Annotated in this window: 16 protein-coding genes, 1 pseudogene and 1 other annotated feature; of the genes and pseudogenes, 6 read left to right on the plus strand and 11 right to left on the minus strand. The window is 43.3% G+C overall.

Features of this window, described 5'->3' with window-relative positions:
* Positions 1-49: 49 nt before the first annotated feature.
* The 3 genes from msrA to HMPREF0501_RS03695 form a co-directional block, all read right to left on the minus strand.
* Positions 50-571 carry a peptide-methionine (S)-S-oxide reductase MsrA gene (msrA, locus tag HMPREF0501_RS03685; RefSeq protein ID WP_006916509.1) on the minus strand — a complete coding sequence of 174 codons (522 nt, stop codon included), beginning with the start codon at positions 569-571 and terminating at the stop codon, positions 50-52.
* Positions 572-584: 13 nt separating this feature from the next.
* The gene (locus tag HMPREF0501_RS03690; protein ID WP_006916510.1) at positions 585-1,430 is read right to left on the minus strand and encodes a MetQ/NlpA family ABC transporter substrate-binding protein; all 846 of its coding nucleotides are present in this window, start codon (positions 1,428-1,430) and stop codon (positions 585-587) included.
* Between the two features lie 58 nt (positions 1,431-1,488).
* Positions 1,489-1,755: a binding site (T-box leader), on the minus strand.
* A 47-nt stretch (positions 1,756-1,802) separates the two neighbouring features.
* Positions 1,803-2,303, minus strand: a complete 501-nt coding sequence (locus tag HMPREF0501_RS03695; protein ID WP_223206786.1) for a flavodoxin family protein — start codon at positions 2,301-2,303, stop codon at positions 1,803-1,805.
* A gap of 145 nt (positions 2,304-2,448) precedes the next feature.
* Between HMPREF0501_RS03695 and HMPREF0501_RS03700 the strand changes: the two genes are divergently transcribed.
* From HMPREF0501_RS03700 to HMPREF0501_RS03710, 3 genes are all read left to right on the plus strand, one after another.
* Entirely contained in the window at positions 2,449-3,999 is a 1,551-nt protein-coding gene (locus HMPREF0501_RS03700; RefSeq protein ID WP_006916512.1) for an ABC-F family ATP-binding cassette domain-containing protein, read from the plus strand.
* 226 nt (positions 4,000-4,225) lie between these two features.
* Positions 4,226-5,617 carry an SLC45 family MFS transporter gene (locus HMPREF0501_RS03705; protein ID WP_006916513.1) on the plus strand — a complete coding sequence of 464 codons (1,392 nt, stop codon included), beginning with the start codon at positions 4,226-4,228 and terminating at the stop codon, positions 5,615-5,617.
* A gap of 91 nt (positions 5,618-5,708) precedes the next feature.
* Entirely contained in the window at positions 5,709-6,788 is a 1,080-nt protein-coding gene (locus HMPREF0501_RS03710) for a DHHA1 domain-containing protein (RefSeq protein WP_006916514.1), read from the plus strand.
* Between the two features lie 157 nt (positions 6,789-6,945).
* Here the strand turns inward: HMPREF0501_RS03710 and HMPREF0501_RS03715 are convergent, their stop codons facing one another.
* Both HMPREF0501_RS03715 and HMPREF0501_RS03720 read right to left on the minus strand, forming a co-directional pair.
* A complete protein-coding gene (locus HMPREF0501_RS03715; RefSeq protein WP_006916515.1) occupies positions 6,946-7,812 on the minus strand; it encodes an NmrA family NAD(P)-binding protein in 867 nt (288 codons plus the stop codon).
* Entirely contained in the window at positions 7,809-8,249 is a 441-nt protein-coding gene (locus HMPREF0501_RS03720) for an Rrf2 family transcriptional regulator (RefSeq protein WP_006916516.1), read from the minus strand. Before HMPREF0501_RS03720 ends, HMPREF0501_RS03715 begins: the two co-directional genes overlap by 4 nt.
* A 150-nt stretch (positions 8,250-8,399) precedes the next feature.
* Between HMPREF0501_RS03720 and HMPREF0501_RS03725 the strand changes: the two genes are divergently transcribed.
* Entirely contained in the window at positions 8,400-9,347 is a 948-nt protein-coding gene (locus tag HMPREF0501_RS03725) for an ABC transporter ATP-binding protein (RefSeq protein WP_006916517.1), read from the plus strand.
* Entirely contained in the window at positions 9,340-10,872 is a 1,533-nt protein-coding gene (locus HMPREF0501_RS03730; protein WP_006916518.1) for an ABC transporter permease/substrate-binding protein, read from the plus strand. The genes HMPREF0501_RS03725 and HMPREF0501_RS03730 overlap by 8 nt, the downstream gene beginning before the upstream one ends.
* 41 nt (positions 10,873-10,913) lie before the next feature.
* Here the strand turns inward: HMPREF0501_RS03730 and HMPREF0501_RS03735 are convergent, their stop codons facing one another.
* From HMPREF0501_RS03735 to HMPREF0501_RS03745, 3 genes and pseudogenes are all read right to left on the minus strand, one after another.
* Complete coding sequence (locus HMPREF0501_RS03735; RefSeq protein ID WP_006916519.1) at positions 10,914-11,483, minus strand: L,D-transpeptidase; 570 nt, start codon at positions 11,481-11,483, stop codon at positions 10,914-10,916.
* A gap of 140 nt (positions 11,484-11,623) precedes the next feature.
* Positions 11,624-12,163: a L,D-transpeptidase gene (locus tag HMPREF0501_RS03740; protein WP_040455822.1), complete on the minus strand. Its 540-nt coding sequence runs from the start codon at positions 12,161-12,163 to the stop codon at positions 11,624-11,626.
* A gap of 48 nt (positions 12,164-12,211) precedes the next feature.
* Positions 12,212-13,200 (minus strand): annotated as a pseudogene (locus HMPREF0501_RS03745) (LacI family DNA-binding transcriptional regulator).
* A 175-nt stretch (positions 13,201-13,375) separates the two neighbouring features.
* Between HMPREF0501_RS03745 and HMPREF0501_RS03750 the strand changes: the two are divergent.
* On the plus strand, positions 13,376-15,703 hold the full coding sequence (locus HMPREF0501_RS03750; RefSeq protein ID WP_006916522.1) for a glycoside hydrolase family 31 protein: 2,328 nt from the start codon (positions 13,376-13,378) through the stop codon (positions 15,701-15,703).
* A gap of 73 nt (positions 15,704-15,776) precedes the next feature.
* Here the strand turns inward: HMPREF0501_RS03750 and HMPREF0501_RS03755 are convergent, their stop codons facing one another.
* The 3 genes from HMPREF0501_RS03755 to HMPREF0501_RS03765 all read right to left on the minus strand — a co-directional run bounded on the left by HMPREF0501_RS03755 (position 15,777) and on the right by HMPREF0501_RS03765 (position 19,959).
* The gene (locus HMPREF0501_RS03755; protein ID WP_006916523.1) at positions 15,777-16,424 is read right to left on the minus strand and encodes an HAD family hydrolase; all 648 of its coding nucleotides are present in this window, start codon (positions 16,422-16,424) and stop codon (positions 15,777-15,779) included.
* 106 nt (positions 16,425-16,530) lie between these two features.
* Complete coding sequence (locus tag HMPREF0501_RS03760) at positions 16,531-17,442, minus strand: proline-specific peptidase family protein (protein WP_006916524.1); 912 nt, start codon at positions 17,440-17,442, stop codon at positions 16,531-16,533.
* Positions 17,443-17,559: 117 nt separating this feature from the next.
* On the minus strand, positions 17,560-19,959 hold the full coding sequence (locus tag HMPREF0501_RS03765; protein ID WP_006916525.1) for a Xaa-Pro dipeptidyl-peptidase: 2,400 nt from the start codon (positions 19,957-19,959) through the stop codon (positions 17,560-17,562).
* Positions 19,960-20,037: the final 78 nt, after the last annotated feature.

The following is a 20,037-nucleotide window of genomic DNA, read 5'->3' on the forward strand; positions in this document are numbered from 1 at the left end:
TAAGTAAAGAGGCCGAGAGCGCGATTACCACACTCTCGGCCTCTTTTACTTACCTATTCCAATATTGATCTTTAAATTGTTCACGACCACCAGCTTCTTGGGCTGCATAAACGTCCGGATTTTTCTTGTAAAAGTCCTGATGGTAATCTTCAGCTAGGTAAAATGGTTGTGCATCTTCAATTTGCGTGACAATCGGTTCATCAAACAGGCCGCTGTCTTGAAGCTTTCGCTTGGATGCTTCCGCAATTTGACGTTGCTGGTCGTCTTTAACAAAAATAACGGGACGGTAGTTATCTCCCCGGTCCTGAAACTGACCGCTAGCATCGGTGGGATCAGTTTGGTGCCAATAAATTTCCACCAATTCTTGATAGGAAATTACCTGGGAATCAAAAGTAATTTTTACCGCCTCAGTATGGCCAGTTGTGCCAGATTTGACCTGTTCATAGGTCGGATTGGCGACATGACCACCAGTATAGCCGGATTCAACCTTTTCAATTCCTGGATGGGTATCGAATGGTTCGACCATGCACCAAAAACAACCACCAGCAAAAATTGCAGTATCTAAACTCATTTTTCATTCCTCCTTAATTTTTACCAAAGATTGGCCAAGCGGCAACTTCAGAACCTTTGTAGGTTTTTTCGATGGCTTGCTTGGTTTCTTCAGTTTGGTAAGCAGCGACGACTTTTTTGTAGACTTTGTTATTTTTGTTCTTTTCTTGCACCGCAATGATATTAACGTATGGCTTGGCCTGTTTGTTAACAGGTTCGAGGTAGATAGAATCTTTCTTTGGATTCAAATTAGCGGCTTCGGCGTAATTCCCGTTAATGATTGAAGCATCAACAGAATTTAGCGCACGGGCGGCAGTGGCCGGGTCGACTTCCTTAAACTTCAAATTTTTAGGGTTATCTGTAATATCGTTCAATGATGGTTTAATTCCAGAACCTTTTTTTACTTTGATCAAACCGGCGGATTGCAGGACATTTAAACCACGGCCCAGCGTTGTCGGCTCATTTGGAATTGCAATCGTAGCGCCGTTGGGCAGATCTTTAATGCTTTGGAATTTTTTGGAATAAACCCCTAGCGGTGAAATAACGGTGTTCCCGATGGAAGTGAGGTGGGCATTTTCCTTTTTGTTGTAAGAATCAAAGTAGTAACGGGTTAGACAAGAGTGCATATCAATCTTACCTTCTTTTAGTGCTACGTCGGGCTGGACATAGTCATTAAAAGTGACGTACTGAATAGTAATTCCTTGTCTCTTTAATCGTTTGCGGACGTTATTCCAAACGGGTTGTGAATCAGTACCAACTAATCCTAACCGAACCACTTTATTTTGTTGGGCAGTTCGGTGATGAATAAACCCAATGAGACCACCAATAACAATAATTGCGACAATGATTAATGTAATAATCCCAGAATGACGTTTTTTCATAAGAATTCCTCCTTGATTAGAAAAGAAAAAACGTCCCAAAGAACAAGTTATACTCATTCTTTGGGACGTCTGTAACGTGTTACCACCCTAATTTAGTATCTCAAGATACCCTCAGTCGGTTCACATGTGGTCACCATTTTTAATTAGGTCAACAGTAAACCGCAGCTCTGAATAACGGTTGCCACCCCGTAACCAACTTACTAGTGCTCGTTAGTTAGATTTTCACAAGACCATCTTCATCAACCATTTCAGGATCGTTTTTCAGCAAGCCACGACTCTCTTTGCCAGAAATTAGTGATTACTCATCTTTTCTAATCATTTTTTAATTAAGTTGACATCATCATAACGAAACGATTTACGTCTGTCAACCCTTTAAAGTGATTTTCCTAATTCATAGGCGACTTCTGGATAGAAGCGGAGGTGATCGGGTCCCGTAACTTTACCGGCTAAAACTTGGCCACCGAAACGCCAGCCAAGATCGTCAAAAATTTCTTTGAATTCTGATTTGATATTATCAAAGTTATCGGTTTCTGCAACCGCAATCAAGACGGCTGTCTTTTCCTTGCGCAGCTCTTTGGTCCAAAATTGCATATAGTCGATAACTGTTTTCATTTGGGCCGACATCCCGAAAAAGTAGAGGGGCGTGGTAAAGACGATGGTATCAGCTTTAATCATTTGCTCTTTTAATTCGCTTAATCGTTGGTTGGTTAACTGAAAATTTTGCTCGTGATCAACGTGTAGCATGGGCAAAGGATCGCTACCAGCATTAAATTGGATCACTTCATGTCCTGCTTCTTGCGCCCCAGCACTAAACCGATTGGTAATTGCCCGGACTGCCCCATCTTTGAGTGGGCTGCCGTTAATAATCAACATGCGCACCGTGAGTCCCTCCTTGATTTATACATTGCTAAACGTTCTAACTTCTATCTTAGCACTTCTCAAACGTTTTTGTTGTCTTCTTTATCGTAAATTGTTATGATTAACAGTATTTGATTAAATTATACGGAGATGAAAATAGATGGCCGTTTTAGATGTTTCGGGACTGACGATGAGTTTTGCAGATAAAAAACTGTATGAAAATGCCAGTTTTCAGCTCGAAAAGGGTGAACATATGGGAGTGGTTGGCCAAAATGGGGCTGGTAAATCGACCCTCATTAAGATTTTGATTGGCACTGAGTTGCCGGTTGCGGGTCAGATCAAGTGGCAGAAAAATACCAAAATCGGCTATTTAGATCAATACGTTGATATTCCGCACGGGATGACACTAATTGAATTTTTACATACCGCTTTCAGTCAGTTATATAAGATAAATGACGAGATGAATCAATTGTATTCTGACTATGCCACTTCGCTGGATGATCAGCTATTGACGAAGGCCGGGCGACTTCAAGAAAAATTAGATGCCAATAATTTCTATGAAGTAGAGACAGAGATTGAACGTGTAATGTCGGGGTTAGGACTAAATGAAATTGGTAAAGATCACGTCGTTTCCGAGATGAGTGGTGGTCAACGCTCCAAAATTATTTTGGCCAAAATGTTATTGGAAAAGCCTGATGTCATTTTGCTCGACGAACCGACAAACTATTTGGATACTGCCCATATCGAATGGTTGATTGATTATTTAAATGATTTTACTGGTGCTGCGATGATCATTTCTCACGATTATGACTTTTTGGAACGAGTCACAAATTCAATTGTGGACGTGGCATTTGGTAAAATTACGAAGTACCGTGGGAGCTTCCAGCAGGCCATGCGGCAAAAGGAAGAACGTAAAGAGACGCAGCAACGAGAGTACGAAAAACAACAGGAAACGATTGAGAAGGCTGAACGTTTTATCCGGAAGAATAAAGCGGGTTCTAAATCGACGATGGCTAAGTCACGGGAGAAAATGCTGGCGCGGATGGACCGGATTGATCCGCCTTCGGATAATTTAAAAGCGACATTTAAGTTTCCCTATGAAAATACGGGATCAGCTAATGCGCTGCGGGTAACTGAACTAGCGGTGGGTTATGGACGACCACTATTGAAGCCGGTCACGTTCTCCATGACGATGGGTGAAAAGTTACTCTTGACCGGATTTAATGGGGTCGGTAAATCGACGCTGATCAAATCGATTCTCGGTAAGATTCCTTCTTTAGCAGGGAAGGCGACTTTTTCGCCGTCTGCAATTGTGAACTATTTTGATCAGGACCTGGAATGGGATGACCCGACACTGACGCCGCTCCAAACCATTCAGAACCTATTTCCCACCATGCTCCCGAAAACAATCCGTCAACGGTTAGCAGGAGCGGGAATTAACGCTGCCAATACCCAAAAATCGCTGCATTTGTTATCCGGTGGTGAGCAAACCAAGGTGAAATTAGCAATTCTCGAATTAACACCCAGCAACTTTTTGGTAATGGATGAGCCGACTAACCACCTTGATGATGAAACGAAGGAGGGACTCAAACGAGCGTTACAACAATTCCCGGGGAACCTCATTCTGGTGAGTCACGAAGCAAGTTTTACAGATGGCTGGCTTGATAAAGTATTAAATGTGGAAAAATTAAGTTTAAAAGAGCGGAAGTAGCTTCATCATAAGGGCTTCGGCTCTTTTTTTGTCGCTTACATGTAAACGTTTTCTTAAAAATGGTTGCAAATTGGTCAAAAGATGTTAGGATAAGAATTGTAGTTAATGTAAACGTTTACAAGAGTTAGCTGTCTACAGAAAATAACCTTTGCATTATTTAGCAATTATTCATTTATTCGTGTAAAAGTTAGATTCTGCTGTCAATTAGGGGAGTGTAAACATGGATATGACACACAAGGGTAACCAGCTACACCAAGTTAAACCCGTGAAGAAAACACGGGTGGACCTCGATGCTGGTCTACCAGATTTACCGAAGCGCGTGATCTTTGCAATTACGTTTGGCTTCTTGGGAATTAATATGGGATTCTCACTACAGAGTTCCCAAATGAGTCGGATTTTCCAATCAATTGGTGCTAATCCGAACACGTTAGGTTTCTTCTTCATTTTCCCACCGTTAATGGGAATGATTGTCCAACCATTAATTGGTAAGTATTCGGATCGGACCTGGAATCGGTTTGGTCGGCGGATGCCATACTTACTGTTTGGGGCGCCAATTGCAGCACTAGTTTTGCTAATGCTACCATTTTCTGGATCCTTCGGCTTTGGTTATGGTTCGCTGGCTGCGATGATTTTTGCAGCGTTTGCTGTTTGCTTTATGGATCTGTTCAATAACATTTGTATGCAACCATTCCGGATGATTGTCGGTGACATGGTGAACAACAAGCAAAAGAATTTTGCCTGGTCATGGCAACAGATTTTCTTTAATACTGGTGGTATTTTAGCATCACTGTTACCATTCATCTTTACCGCATTCGGTATGCACAACACCGCTAAAAAAGGGGTGGTCCCAAATACCGTTATTTGGGCATACATCGTTGCGGCAGCAGTCTTACTGATTACTAGTATGTGGACCGTCTTTAATGTTAAGGAATACGATCCCGCTACTTACGCTAAGTATCATGGTATTGATCCGGCTGCTAATAAGAAGTCGGTTTCGCTCTGGCACTTATTGAAGACGGCACCAAAGGCCTTTTACGAAATTTGTTTGGTTCAATTCTTCAGTTGGGTTGGTGTAATGTACGTCTGGACTTATTCAACTGGAACCCTTGCAAAGAACGTTTGGGGAACCACGAACCCAACCAGTGCGGGCTTCCAAGCAGCTGGTAACTGGTACGGTGTGTTGACGGCAATTTTGAGTGTTGCCGGAATTTGCTGGGGCTTCCTTTACTCCAAGTCGAAGGCGAATGCGCGGAAGCAATGGTATACTCTAGGTTTGACTCTTGGGGGAATTGGCTTAATCTTGGTATCATTAGCGCACAATCAAGCATTAACAATTGTGGCCTTCATTCTCTTTGGGATTTCATACTTTACGATTCACACGATTCCATTTACCCTGTTAACTTCATCGTTAAATGGTGAAAACGAAGGTGCCTACATGGGATTGTTTAATATCGGAATTTGTTTACCACAAATTGCAGCTTCATTATTGAGCTTTGTGATCTTCCCAATGACGGGTAAGAGCCAACCAACAATGATGCTAATTGCGGGAATCTCCTTAATTATTGGTGCCATCGCGGTTCACCAAATTCATGAAGGGGTGGCCGCTGCTAAAGCATAAGCGATGACTAAATTTAAACGGGTGCGGAACAACTAGCCGTTGTTCCGTGCTTTTTGTATAATGAAGAAAAAATAACAAAGGAATTGAGCAAATGGTACAGCGACAAATAAAAGTTTTTTCACATAATGATTTAGACGGTTTTGGCGCGCCCTTTTTACTAACGGCAGTGCAGGAATTAGTGTTCCCGGACGAACAATTTGAGATTACCAACATTGGAGCAGGCAAGATTGATGAAGAATTGGATTATTGGTTTACCCATGCCGATTTAGGGGCTTACACTGATGTCTACATTATGGACATGACGCCCGAAAGTGCGCACACTTTTCAGCAATTGAACACTAATTTTGCCAACCACTGGTTAGTGTTCGACCATCATGAAACGGCGGCGGCTTCCCGGCAGCAGTATTCTAATAACATGGCGACTTTTGATAATGGTCAGAACCAAAGTGCCACTAGTTTAGTTTGGAATTGGGTTCAGCAACAGGACAGGGCGGATCGCTTGGCTCCAGAACGGCAGACGACCTTAGCGAAAATTGTGGAATTGATTCGGGCCTACGATACTTGGGATTGGCAAAATGATCCAACCTTAACGACGGAGATTAAAACGGGGGCGGATGAATTGGACCAACTCTTTTGGTTTTATCCGTTAGATCACTCCGCAGAATTTATTCAAAAAGTGTATTTAAAGGGCTGGTCGCAATATCGTGAAGAAAACGCGCTCCTGATTCAAACGTTAAATGATCGCCGTCAACACTACCTTCACCATCACTTAAAAGACGTTTTAGTTGATGAATTAGATGGTCATAAATGGGGCTTTGTATACGCTGACGATTACAAGTCTGAAATTGCGCATGAGTTATTAGAAGAGCATCCCGAAGTCGTAGCAGCAATGGTGATAAGTCCAACTAGTTTATCGTTGCGGAGTAATGGTCAGATTGATGTGGCAAAATTTGCTGAAAAATACTTCCGTGGCGGTGGCCACGCAGATGCTGCAGGTGGTCGAATTGATATTAATATGATTCAAGTTGGGGAACGTGCAGTGATTGAGCATGTGCAAAATCAAGTTCAAGAAGCAGCGGAAGACCAGGCGGCAAATCAGGAAACGGTAGCAGATAATTTAGATCCAGCAGTGGCAGCAAAATTGGCTGCTTTGTTTGGTGATCAGAAATAAAGGGAGCGTGACAGAAGTCATTTATGACTTCGTTTTCACGCCCCCCCACAAGCACAAATAGGCCTCCAGAGTTCGGCTTTGCCGAGCACTGGAGGCCATTTGTGTACTGCGCTGTTTGCTTTTTTTTAAAGTAATCGGGTTTGTGTCACAGCCCCTTTTATAATGATGATTTTTGGTAATTAGCGTGCAAAAAGCGGTCCATTGTAACTGGATCTTCACCCGTAAGACGGCGGAAATCATTACTAGTGGCGCTCATTAAGCCACGTCCACCAGCATCATACATAGAAGCTAGTTCAGCACCGCCATCATGCTGATAGATTCTTCCGAATTGCTCCACCGTCACTGGCCGATAGGAAATCGACTGCCCAGTGACGTCAGTCATGATTTTGGCTAGCTCAATCATATTGTAATTTTGTGGCATCGAGAGGAGATAACTTTGTCCATGATTCCGCATGGTTGGTTGCACTGCTAGACTAGCAATTGCTTTAGCACTGTCGTCACGACTGATAAAGCTGAGTGGTTGGTCACCAACTGGGTAGATAAGATGACCACGTTCGATTAATTCCGGTAAGTACGGCACTAGCGGATCTGCATAGAGGGTATTGCGGACATAAGCGTAGGCTAAACCACTTCCTGCAAGACGCCGGGGAACGTAGGCGTAGAATGGTGACATTTGAAATGGATTATTAATTTGATCGGCAAAGAAGCTAACGAAAATGAAGCTTTCGATTTCGTTACGCTTGGCACCGGCCAACACATTTTCAAATTCTTGAACCCGTTGTATTAAGTTATAGGTGATACTTGGAATGTATATAAGGACGTCGATACTAGTAAAACTTTGGTCAATTGTTGTTGGATCGGTGTAATCCAAGTGGGTAACGGTCATATTGGTTTCATCGAAAAGGGAAGCCTTTTTCATGTTATGAACACCAACGCGAATGTCGGCTTCATCAACATAATTCCGCAGGTGACGAACCACTTTTTGTCCAAGATGGCCGCTAGCGCCAGTAACTAAGTATTTCATTGCTGATTTTCCTCCTTTGTGTGAGCAACTAAAATGTCATTAATGATGTCTTCTAAAGTAATGCGGGATAACCGACCAAATGCGGCGTTTTGAACTTCTTGGTAGGTCTGGTCGAGAACTTTTTGAATATTACCGCCCACGATACATTCTGGATTGGTTGTGGGGTCGACGCTAAAAAGCTGGCGATTACCTTCTACCGCATAATAAATATCCAGTAAAGAAATCGCGCTCGGCTGCTTAGCAAGATGGGGATTCGGTGAACCGTGGGTGGTCTGGATTAGACCAGCCTTTTGTAATGCCCCCATGATGCGACGAACCACGACCGGCGACGTCATGACACTTGCCGCGATATTTTCACTAGAGAGTTTAGTATCTTGATAAATATTTAAGTAGGCTAGGATGTGGATAGCATCACTAAACCGAGTAGAAACTTTCATAAACTCACCTCAACCAAAAAATATGATTGACTATAATATACTCTATTAATCGTAACTTTTCAAGTTACAAAATTTGCCATCATACTTGACAACTAAGCGACTAAAGATATAATTGACGTAACTAAAGCAATTATGACTAGGAGGGCTGAAATGATTAGATACGATCACGTAGCGAAAACCTATTCCTCCGTTCCGGTCATTCGGGATGTTTCGTTTGACATTGACGAAGGGGACCTCTTTGTGTTAGTTGGCCCTAGCGGGAGCGGGAAAACTACTTTATTGAAAATGTTCAATCGATTAACGGTCCCCACAGAAGGGAACGTCTATTATCAAGGAAAAAAGATTAAAGATTATGATCTCCAACAATTACGGTTACAAACTGGCTATGTTTTACAAGACAGTAGCTTATTTCCTAATTTAAATTTGCAGGATAATATTGCGATTCAATTAGAACAGCAAGGGATTGCGAAAACAAAACGTCACCAGCGGGCGTGTGAACTATTACGGGCAGTCGATATGGATCCCGAAAAGTACGCTCAACGGATGCCAAATGAACTGTCCGGTGGTGAGCAACAACGGGTCGGGATTATTCGAGCACTAGCTGCTAAACCGGCGGTAATTTTAATGGATGAGCCATTTAGTGCTTTGGATCCAGTGGTTCGTCGTCAACTGCAAGATCTAGTGTTGAGACTACAGAAGCAGACTAAAACCACCATCATTTTTGTGACGCACGACATGCATGAGGCATTAAGGATGGGGACTAAAATTGCCGTACTCAAGGATGGTGTTTTACAGCAGGTCGGGACACCCCAAGAAATTATTAACCAGCCTGCAACTAAATTTGTGAAAGAATTTTTCTATGGGCATGGCTTTCAATTTTCACTTAATGCGGTTCTTGATGGTGGGCTAGGCAAGAAGGTCAGCGCGGCTTCTGATGATTTACCCGTGGTTACTGCCAAAAAGCTAGAAGAGTTATTGGCGTTTTGTCGTGACCGTCAAGCACAACGGTTTGTTGTCCAGACTGACGATGGTCAATACATCGTTAATCAGCAGGATGTTTGGAATTATTTGATTAGGAGGGAAGAGAATCGTGCTTAACTCAATTGCAGAAACGCTTCACACTCAGCAGGGAGCGATTATCAAGGCAACCGAGCAACACATCAGCATTTCTTTACTGGCCCTGCTAATCGCGATAGTGATTGCTATTCCATTAGCGATCCTATTAAAGGACCATCGCCGAATTGCCGAAGCCTGTTTGCAAGTTGCGGGAATTGTTCAAACGATTCCTAGTTTAGCCATTTTAGGGTTATTAATTCCGTTGGTGGGGATCGGTACGGTACCGGCTGTAATTGCCCTCGTGTTATATGCCATTATGCCAATTTTTCAAAATACCTATGCCGGACTTACGCAGATTGCACCAAATTTAGAAGAAGCAGCGACGGCATTTGGCCTCACTAAATGGAAAAAGTTGCAACGGCTTGAATTACCATTGGCGATGCCGATGATTTTATCAGGAATTCGAATTTCACTCGTGATGATTATTGGTACCGCGACCTTGGCAGCCTTAATTGGCGGTGGTGGTCTCGGAACCTTTATCTTGACGGGAATTCAATCTAATAATAATACTTACGTTATTATTGGAGCAGTGTTGTCAGCGATTCTAGCTTTTTTCTTTAGTTGGTTATTAAAGTTTGTCGGCAGTAATACCAAACGTCTGCGGGTCGGGATGCTCGCGATTGTAATTTTACTAGTTGGATTTAGCGGTTATCAAGGGTATCAAGCATTGCGTCCTGCTCCAACTGAGATTGTGATTGCTGGAAAAATGGGTAGTGAACCCGATATCTTGATTCATATGTATAAGGACTTAATTCAGCAGGAAGATCCCCGTGCGGAGGTTACCTTGAAACCCAATTTTGGTGGTACGACATTCCTGTTTAAGGCGCTGCAGAGTAATCAAATTGATGTTTATCCGGAATTTACGGGAACGGTCAACCAACAAATCATTAAGTCCAAGCAAAAAACAGGCACTAATCCCCAAAAGACGTATCAGTTGGCCAAGCGGGAATTAGCACGCCGTTATCAAATGCGTTATCTGAAGCCAATGCAATATCAAAATGGGTATGCATTAGTGGCAAGTCCGCAGTTTGCCCAAACTCACCAGTTAACCAAGATGAGCCAGCTCGCTAATTATAATAATGAAATTACTGCTGGCTTTGATCCAGATTTCTATCAATTGCACGATGGTTATCAAGGATTGAAGCAACCATATGGTTATCATTTTAAGAATGTTAAAACCATGGAACCGGCCATTCGTTATCAAGCCATTGCCAATGGACGGGTGAATGTGGTCGATGGTTATACCACGGATCCGCAAATTCCTCAATATCATTTGAAAATGTTGCGGGATGATCGGCACTTCTTCCCACCATATCAAGGGGCACCACTAATGAAGGAGAGCTTTGCTAAGCGGAATCCACGGGTGGTTACTGCCCTCAACAAGTTGGCAGGAAAAATTACCACGAAAGAAATGCAGCAGATGAACTATGAAGTAACGGTTAAAAAGAAAAGTGCAGCGACAGTGGCTCGGCAGTATTTGATAAAAAATCATTTATTAGATCACTAAAGCGAGAACTCAGAATGTGAATTCTGAGCTCCCGCTTTAGTTTATGAATTGGTAATTACGACCTTAGTCCCTTGTTTGATATTTTGGTATAACCAGCGAGCATCTGGTATGGAGAGGCGGACACAGCCATGTGAGTTGGCAGTTTTACCTAGTTCTTGAGCTTCGCTAACCAGGTATTGACCTTGGCGATTAACCGGGACAGAGTGGAAAAGGTACTCACCGTGATTCTTCCAAGAAACCCAGTAACGGGCGCCCTCGCCACTTTTAGCGTTGAAAAATGATTGTCCGCGTTCGGCTTGAATATGATAAGTACCAGTAGGTGTATTATTGTCCTTACCAGAACCCGTCGATGCATACATTGTGTATAGGGTTCTTCCGTGATTGATTAAGTAGACCCGTTGGCGCTTTTTTGAAACGAGGATCCACAGATGAGGGTATTGACTAACGTTCGGATAAGGTTTGGTTTCGGATGAATGTTGCCATTGATTGCTGGTTGGCGTTTGATGAGTGATTGAAGTGTTTTCAAGATGCTGGTGGAAAAAGTAGCGTCCCCCCAAAAGCACCATGCACACCAGCACGATCAAAATAATCAAACGACGGGTAAATTTCATGATGAACTTCCTTAATTATTAATGATTAGCCATGAGTTTAGCACAAAAAACTGTCAGAGAAGTAAGTTTAACCAGAATTTAAATGATTATCAAAAACCGATCAGCATCAAACAAGGCTGACCGGGTTATTAGTTTATTAGCTAATCTTTTGAAATGACAACTTTCGTGCCGGTAGGGATGTTTTTGTACATCCATTGTGAATCCGGAATTGATAGACGGATACAGCCGTGCGACATTGGCTTCTTTCCTAAGTAGGAAGCCTGCTTCTTGTCGTATTGTCCCTTATCGTTAATTGGGACAGAGTGGAAGAGGAAGTCGTTTCCCTTCCAAGCCACGTAGTAATTGGCTCCCGCCTTTTCCTCTTGGTTGTAGAAGGTATCCCCACGGACGTCTTCAATGTGGTAAGTACCAGTTGGCGTTGCGTTATGGGCACCAGATGAACAGTACATTGTGTAGAGCTTTTTGTTCTTATTGCTCATTAAGTAAACACGTTGTTTTTTCAAATTGACGTGAATCCACATTCCTGGATTTTTTTGGACATCTGGGTATGGTTTGTTTTCTGAAAGCTTCCGGTAATCAATCTTGGCAGCCTTCGCAGATCCGGCGGTTCCACCCCAAATCATCATTAGTAGTGCTGCCACAAGCGTGGTTGCTAATAATAATTTACTAAATTTCTTCATTTTAATTCGCTCCCTTAATAATACAGGGAACATTCTAACACATTTGGGTTACAGAGACTGAAGATTTTTGACACTTTTCCGTTCGGTAATGTCCACAGGAATAAACTCAGCATCTGCATCCTTAATTAAATTGGTGACACTTTGCTGCCCCATTAATTTAAATTGCTGTGAAACACTGGTAATGGTTGGTGATGTGATATCACAAATAAAAGTACCATCAATACTGATGATGGAGAGGTCTTTCGGAATGGATATCCATACTGATTGGCCGCTTTGATGAGCCCAGCGGCAACCATATCACTGGCGGCAATGATGGCTGTTAAACCGAGGTTACGTACCCGTTTAAATAATTTCTGCGCATTTTCAAAACTGTAATCGCCATATTGCACCCAGTTTGGATCGACCACCAGGTTGGCGTTAGTCATTACTTTTTCATAACCAAGTAGCCGTTGCTTTCCAGTTGTGGACTGGTCGATTCCTAATAAACCAATCTTGGAATGACCATGGTCAATTAAGTACGAGGTTGCCAATTCACCAATTTTAATGTTATCAGAACTAATAAACTTGGTTTCTTGATCATCGCTACCGTAAATAGAAACAAAGCGGTAAGGGAGACCAGAATTATTGAGCAGTCTTAATTGACGGGTAGTGGCTTTGGCAGAGATGAGCAAAATTCCTGAAACGGAGCGGGCTAAAACGTTATTGATCGCCTGCGTAAGCATTGCGTCATCGTTATTTCCTGCATAAAAGATAATCGAGTTCCGGTGAGCCTTCTGCAGCGCTTCTTGAATACCGTCAAGAACCTCCTGCCAGAAATGAGTCTTTGTATTATTAATGATAATGGCAATGGTTTTAACTTCATTGGCGGCTAATTCCGCAGCTGAGACATTACGGTGATAGCCTAATTGGTCGGCAACTTTTCGAACGACTTTAGCGGTCGCTTCACGATAGGTGCCCTCTTTATTTGAGAGAACCCGGGAAACGGTTGCCGTAGATACGTGGGCCGCTTTGGCAACATCTTTAATTGTGGCTTTCATTTAAGTACTTCCTCCACATATTTTCATTACTACCATTATAGTGCAATTTTATTAACTAGCAAGCGTTTACATTATCATTAAATAGCTATTGTAAACGTTTACGTGATGTGATACAGTGAACACTGTAAACGAATTACATTTAACTTCACGTCAACTGAAAGGGAGTTTCATGACAATGAGTAATCAATTAACAGGGTATCAGGATGATAATCAAACAATTACATTAAGTTTTGCCTCCAGCAAGGACTTAATTTTAAAAGTTTTAACTAACGAGATTATTCAGGTTTTTCAAGACCATGGTTGCCCAACTAATTCGTATGCGATTGAGGGCAATAAACAGCGGAAAACTAATTATACAGTCGAAAATAAGGGCGATCACATTGAAGTTCGAACTGGTGCATTGATCGTTAAAGCATACGATGATGCTAAGCTTGATGTTTATGACGCGGATGGTAATCCTCTGGTACTTGACTATCGAGGAAAACGGGAACCATTACCGACTGACATGGATGATGAACACCGGAAGACAGTGATGTCAGAAGGACATGCGGTTCATGCTAAGGCCAATCCAGATAATGTTAATTTTGAAGTCATTAAGTCATTGGCTAAGGATGAAGTCTTCTATGGACTAGGTGGTAAAACTGGCTTTTTGAACAAGCGTGGGTATGAATACGATAATTGGAATAGTGACGTACCAGTCCTCCATAATGAAACGGAAACCCACCTCTATAAGTCGATTCCCGTGATGTATGGTTTGAAGAATGGGCATCCGTACGGTTTATTCTTTGATGATACCTATAAGAGTCATTTTGACCTCGGTAAGGAAAGCGACAATTACTATTACTATTCTGCAGTTGGTGGAAACGTTGATTACTACATTTTAGGTGGTCACACGCTGAAGGATGTTGTTGCTAACTATACCTACTTGACAGGGGTTGTTCCTTTGCCACAAAAGTGGATGTTAGGTTACCAGCAATCTCGCTGGGGATACAGTACTAGTGATCAGCGAGTAGAAAGCATTGCGGACGGCTTTGCGGAGCACAATCTGCCAATTGATGTCATTCACCTGGACATTGATTACATGTACGGCTACCGAGACTTTACTTGGGACACTACTAAATATAAGGATCCGAAAGCCTTTGTTCAAAAGATGAAGCAACGTGGAATTCGTTTAATGCCCATTTTGGACGCTGGAGTTAAGGTCGACGATAAGTATGACATCTATAAAGAAGGAATGGAGAAGGGCTACTTCGTAACCAACCCTGATGGGAGTGTTTACGTTGGCTCCGTTTGGCCAGGCGACTCGGTCTTTCCTGACTTTGGTAACGAAGATGTGCGCAAGTGGTGGGCAAAGCACGTGAAGTTCTTTGCTGACATGGGCGTGTGCGGAGTTTGGAATGACATGGATGAACCCGCTAATTTCCGGGCAAAAGGGCAATTGCCAGACGACCTGGTTTTCCATGATGGGGTCAACATTAGTACCCACGCTAAAATGCACAACGTCTTTGGCCACTTGCAAGCTCAGGCAACTTATGAGGGAATGAAGCAAGCAACTGGAAAGCGGCCGTACATTATTACTCGCGCTGCCTACGCAGGAACCCAAAAGTATTCAACGGTTTGGACCGGTGATAATACAGCGGTTTGGTCTCACCTCCAATTGGCGATTCCACAGTTAAACGGCCTTGGCTTGAGTGGTTTTGCCTTTGCTGGAACCGACATCGGTGGGTTCCAAGAAGATACCACGCCAGAGTTGTTAACCCGGTGGATTGAAGCTTCGTTGCTAGTTCCGCTATTCCGGAACCACTCGATTTTAGGGTCACGGTACCAGGAACCATGGGCATTCGATAAGCAAACGTTGGATATTTACCGTAAGTACTTGAACCTGCGATATCGGTTCATCCCGTACTTGTACGATCAATTCCGCCACGAAACGGAATCGGGGTTACCAGTAATGCGTCCATTGGTTCTGAATTATCCTGATGACCAAGAAACGCGGAATTTGAATGATGAATACATGATTGGTACCAACATCTTGGTTTCCCCAATCGTTAATCAAGGAGCCACAAAACGGTTGGTTTACTTACCAGCAGGTAACTGGATTGACTTCTGGAACCATGCCGAATATTCAGGTCAACAGTACATCATGGCGGATGCACCAATTGATAAGCTACCACTCTTTGTTAAGGCTAATACGGTCTTACCATGGGGCAACAAGGTAATGCACGTAAGTGATGATCCAGAGAAGGTCATGACGTTCCGGCTCTTTGGTGAATGTGGTTCGACCAAGCACTATCAGGATAATGGTCAAGACTTTAAGTATCAACAGGGTGAATTTAATGAATACTATGTTGAGGTAACCGAAGATGGTCATGTGGCCGTGAAGTTAACGAAGCATGGTTACAAGCCAACGTATGAAAAGATTTACGTTGAAACTGATCGAAGCCGCTATGAGTTTACTTATCATGCTGATACTGATGAATATGAATTAGTGAATGAACGATAATCAAATGTAAAAATACGGCGTAGAGTTCTGATGCATCGGACTCTGCGCCGTATTTTTATGTTCAAGAATCTGGTTAGCACTTTTCTAGATCGGTCGGTGTTTGGAGTAAGTAATCTGCTGCTTCTTTAATTGAATCTGGATCTGCAGAACCGTATAATGCCGTAGCAAATTTAACCCCAGCAGCGTGGGCGGCCTTTAAGTCGTTAATGGTATCGCCAACATAGACGGTCGTATTTGGGTCAGCATCGAGTGCCTTGACCGCCGCAAGAATAGGGTCGGGAGCTGGCTTGTGCTTTTTGGTATCTTCAGAGGTGATGGCAACTTTGAAAAGATCGGCAAAATAATATTTTCGTTGAAACTTGGCATACTCATAAGCCAACTTTGAAGTTGCAACGGCCAGTTGAGTGCCGGCACGTTTAGAAAGGTCATCCAGCATTTCTTTGATTTCAGGGAACACCGTTACTCGGTCTTGCCGAGTATAGGAAAGGTGAAACCATTCTTCTTGGATGGGCCGAATATCTGCTTCCTTGACTTTGGCGAGTCGAAGAGCATCGTCAGCAGTAATCCCGAAACCTTCCTTATTGAGACGATCCGTTTCCTCTTCTGTATATTGGTAACCGTGCTTGGCTAACACTTCAAACATGGCGGGCATGTACATATCGATCGTATTGATTAATGTTCCATCAATATCAAAGATAAAGTTTTTCATTTGTGCCATCATAATTCCTCCCAGTTGATAATAACTATATTTTACGCCCTTTCGGGATAAACCAAAAGGGACAAAAGATGACCATTGCTGTAGTCGTCTTCTGTCCCCCCTTGAAAAATTATTTATTAAAGGTTCCGGCTTCCACTTGACGAAGGAAGTCAGCAAGGTGTTTGTAGTATACATCAGGGTTATCTAGCATGTGGTGATGGCCACCATTTGGCGTGGTAACGAGCTGAGCGTTTGGAATCAACTTTTCCATTCGCCGAGCGGCACTTAGTGGCATCGTTTCGTGTTCACCAAAGGTCAGGAGAGTTGGCACCTTGATGTTATGAAGTTGGTCAGTGAAGTGCCAGCTGGCCAGTTTTCCAGTGATGACAAATTCATTATCTCCTTGGAAAGCGTGGTAAACGGCATCGCCATCTAAACTGCGAACGTGTTCCAGTTTGGATGGTTGTTTACGGTCAACGTAGTTTTCGTTTAAGACCTGCACGTCAGCTTGATAACGGTCGTTATCCCAGTTGCCATTATCTTCACACTCTTTCATAAAGGTCACTTCTTCAGCAGGCAGGACGTCTTCCCGAATTTTATTGACGTGTTCTACGTAATCGTCAACGTCATCAACCATTGAGGAGATGATTGCGCCCTTCAGATGTTGTCCATATTTAACGGCATATTCTTGAACGAGGAGGCCACCCCAGCTTTGTCCAATGAGGTAGAAGTTATCAAGACCAAGCTTTTGGCGCACTTCTTCCACTTCGTCGAGAAAATATTCATAGGTTAAATATTTTTTCGCAATCTCTGGGTCGGAATAATCAGGCTGATCAGAATATAGGGAGCCTAATTGATCATACATGTGGACTTGAACGTTCAGCCCCTGTTTCTTTAATTGTTCAGCGGTATCTTCCCAGTATTCATGATTGCCACCAGGGCCACCATGCAGGGCAAGAAGGTGGATGTCGCCCTCGCCTTGGGTATTGGTCCAAAGGTGGTAGCCGTTATCTAGGGTTAAGATTTTGGTTCCTTGCTTCATAATGAATCTCCCTCTCTCGTCTCTATTAGAATATGATAAATGTTAACTCATTTTTCTTTAAAAAACAAACGCCTGTGATGGTGACCATCATCAGACGTTGTGGAATCAAAAAACTAATCAATTATTCGGCAAAACTAATGTGCAATTTTGTGGATCAATCTGGTAGGAAATTGCTTCATTTCCCCGGAGAGTCATTTCATAATCCGTCGCAAAGAGGATTAATTCTAACTGATGACCTGCTGATAAAGTGTGGAAAATCGGTTGAAGGGGAAGTTCAACGTCGACGAATTTTCCAGCAGTTAAGTCATCAACGCTTGAAGCATCCCGGCGGTTTTGTAAGTTAATGTGACCATATGAAATAACCTTGGCATCCGTAGTTTCCTTTTGCAATTGGAATTCACGGAGGTCATCCTTACCAAAATGATAAGCGAGTTCCAAACCATCTTTGGCTAAAATAACTGGTGAAACGGTTAAACGTTTGGCACTTCCCCGGTCAACCAGACGGGCACTAAGCAGTCCGTGATCAGCAGAGGAGGCAACTCGCACTTTCAACGTTGGGGTACCGCGTAATAGCCAGTCTTTTTTCAGAGGAGTGCTAACAAAGTGAGCGCTAAAGTGACCATCGAAATCATTTAGCAAGGCCTGAGACCATTCGGCAGGCTTTTGACACCACTTTTGGTAGGTTGCATCATCTTGGTGGTCATTAAATTTAACACGGCCAGAAGCAGTAGCATTTTCCGTAGTCAGACTATTATTCGTTAGATTCAGAGTTGTACTTTGGTTACCCGACCAGTTAGTGTAGGTTGTCCAAGTTTCGGGGTGGACGTTATCCTGAACTAAGACATCCGGAAGCAGTTCGTCAGCATGGTTATCCAGTTCCCATAATTTATTAGCAAACCAGAGATTGATCATTTCAGAAAAATCAAGGGAACGGAAGGCATTGATATAAATGTGCTGACCTTGGTGAAGAATTAATTTACTAGTGTTGGGCATTCCGGAGAGGGCATCGTAGAGGTTCTTCACATTGACCGGTTTAACGTTCCAATCATTTAAACCATGGACCATCATTACGGAACACTTAATATTATCGACGTTTGGCAGGTAGTTACGGTGAGCCCAGAAACCGTTATAGTTACCAGTTGTACGGTCTTCGGCAGCGGCTAAACCTTTCATATAGCGATTATTAGTTGCTTCAATTCGCCGATAGTCTGCAGGTGACTTGGTCCGACTGAAAGTTTCAGCTGCCAAAACATCCGCGTCTTCCCCTTGGAAACCACCCGGCGCCATGACCAAACCATTTTCCCGGTAATAGTCATACCAGTTGGAAATGGCTGCTTCACTAACAATGGCCTTTAAGCCAGCCACCCCGGTTGTGGCAACGGCAGTGGCCAAGGTGCCAAGGTAGGAACGACCGGTCATCCCCACGTTACCATTGCACCAGTCCGCACGGATAGCAATGCCGCTTGTGCGGTCGGTAAAGGCGCGACGATCACCATGCAGCCATTCGACAACGGCTTTCATGGAATCAGTTTGTTCTGGCGAACCACAAGTTTGCAGGCCATCGGAGTCCTTGGTACCAATCCCAGAGGCATAGACAATGGCATAACCGCGCACGCTCAGGTAAGTGTTAAGGGTATATGCAGGTGTGGTACTGAATGATTCGGCCGCAGTTTGGCTCTCACCGTTGACGGTTTGCTTAGTAAAGGTCATTGGAAAATCAGGTTCAGCAGGGGATTGATCGTGAGGATCCTTATGGGTCAGTGGAATATTAACGTTGTGGGTAATTTCTTCACCCCACTTGTCATTGGTACCCTGATTGTACGGACTCGCTGTGAAGGCTGCCGGCACTTTAAGGCCGTCATTACTATCTGCTGGGCGCATAATTTCAACCTTCACTAGATCAGCTTTTCCATCGTAATCAGTGTCCATGTCGGTTTCAACATAGACCACTTCACGGATGAAACGCGTGGGGTCAAAGCTGGCGATGGGCTTACCGTTAAAGTAAATTGGTTTTTGATTAGCGGGCAATGCGTAAGTCCACGTGAGCATTCCTTGACTAGTTAGTCGATCGAGCAGATTTTGACCGAGTTTCGTGCGCGTGTTTAATAACAGGTAGAAAGCGTCGATAACGTTGGCGGTAGTCCAGTGCTCATGGTGCTCCATTGGTAGTTGGATTTTTTCCATGCCGGTGAGGGGATCATCAATCGCAAAATCAATTGCTGGTTCAAATTGAAGCAACTGCAGTGCGACCAGGTAGAATACGCGGTTAGTTAAAGGCAGATTCTGGTTTAGCCAATCAGTAATTGATTGGTCAGGAGTAGCAAGCAGGCTATTTAACCATTCGTGATCCAAAGCGGGTGTGTGGTCGGCAATGTGGATGCGAGTTAACAGCTTGACCCAAAGCTGATTAGGGCTTAATTGTTGTTCTTCATCAGGATGCAACAAATGAATGGTTTGCAGTTCAGTCACGCGCTGCTGATGATCGGCAGGAGCAATGGCAAATTGATTGTTTTTCATGGAAACGACACCTCGTATCAATATTGTTATTCTTTTCCATTGTACTCTCCGTCGGTGGTCAGAGACCAAATTATTTGT

The organism is Limosilactobacillus coleohominis 101-4-CHN, assembly GCF_000161935.1.
Lineage (GTDB): Bacteria > Bacillota > Bacilli > Lactobacillales > Lactobacillaceae > Limosilactobacillus > Limosilactobacillus coleohominis_A.

Coding starts and splice junctions, on each gene's coding strand:
- HMPREF0501_RS03755 (WP_006916523.1), bottom strand. CDS start 16,424: ATGATGGCACAAATGAAAAACTTTATCTTTGATATTGATGGAACATTA.
- HMPREF0501_RS03740 (WP_040455822.1), bottom strand. CDS start 12,163: ATGAAGAAATTTAGTAAATTATTATTAGCAACCACGCTTGTGGCAGCA.
- HMPREF0501_RS03725 (WP_006916517.1), top strand. CDS start 8,400: ATGATTAGATACGATCACGTAGCGAAAACCTATTCCTCCGTTCCGGTC.
- HMPREF0501_RS03765 (WP_006916525.1), bottom strand. CDS start 19,959: ATGAAAAACAATCAATTTGCCATTGCTCCTGCCGATCATCAGCAGCGC.
- HMPREF0501_RS03710 (WP_006916514.1), top strand. CDS start 5,709: ATGGTACAGCGACAAATAAAAGTTTTTTCACATAATGATTTAGACGGT.
- HMPREF0501_RS03760 (WP_006916524.1), bottom strand. CDS start 17,442: ATGAAGCAAGGAACCAAAATCTTAACCCTAGATAACGGCTACCACCTT.
- HMPREF0501_RS03735 (WP_006916519.1), bottom strand. CDS start 11,483: ATGAAATTTACCCGTCGTTTGATTATTTTGATCGTGCTGGTGTGCATG.
- msrA (WP_006916509.1), bottom strand. CDS start 571: ATGAGTTTAGATACTGCAATTTTTGCTGGTGGTTGTTTTTGGTGCATG.
- HMPREF0501_RS03690 (WP_006916510.1), bottom strand. CDS start 1,430: ATGAAAAAACGTCATTCTGGGATTATTACATTAATCATTGTCGCAATT.
- HMPREF0501_RS03700 (WP_006916512.1), top strand. CDS start 2,449: ATGGCCGTTTTAGATGTTTCGGGACTGACGATGAGTTTTGCAGATAAA.
- HMPREF0501_RS03715 (WP_006916515.1), bottom strand. CDS start 7,812: ATGAAATACTTAGTTACTGGCGCTAGCGGCCATCTTGGACAAAAAGTG.
- HMPREF0501_RS03695 (WP_223206786.1), bottom strand. CDS start 2,303: ATGTTGATTATTAACGGCAGCCCACTCAAAGATGGGGCAGTCCGGGCA.
- HMPREF0501_RS03720 (WP_006916516.1), bottom strand. CDS start 8,249: ATGAAAGTTTCTACTCGGTTTAGTGATGCTATCCACATCCTAGCCTAC.
- HMPREF0501_RS03705 (WP_006916513.1), top strand. CDS start 4,226: ATGACACACAAGGGTAACCAGCTACACCAAGTTAAACCCGTGAAGAAA.
- HMPREF0501_RS03750 (WP_006916522.1), top strand. CDS start 13,376: ATGAGTAATCAATTAACAGGGTATCAGGATGATAATCAAACAATTACA.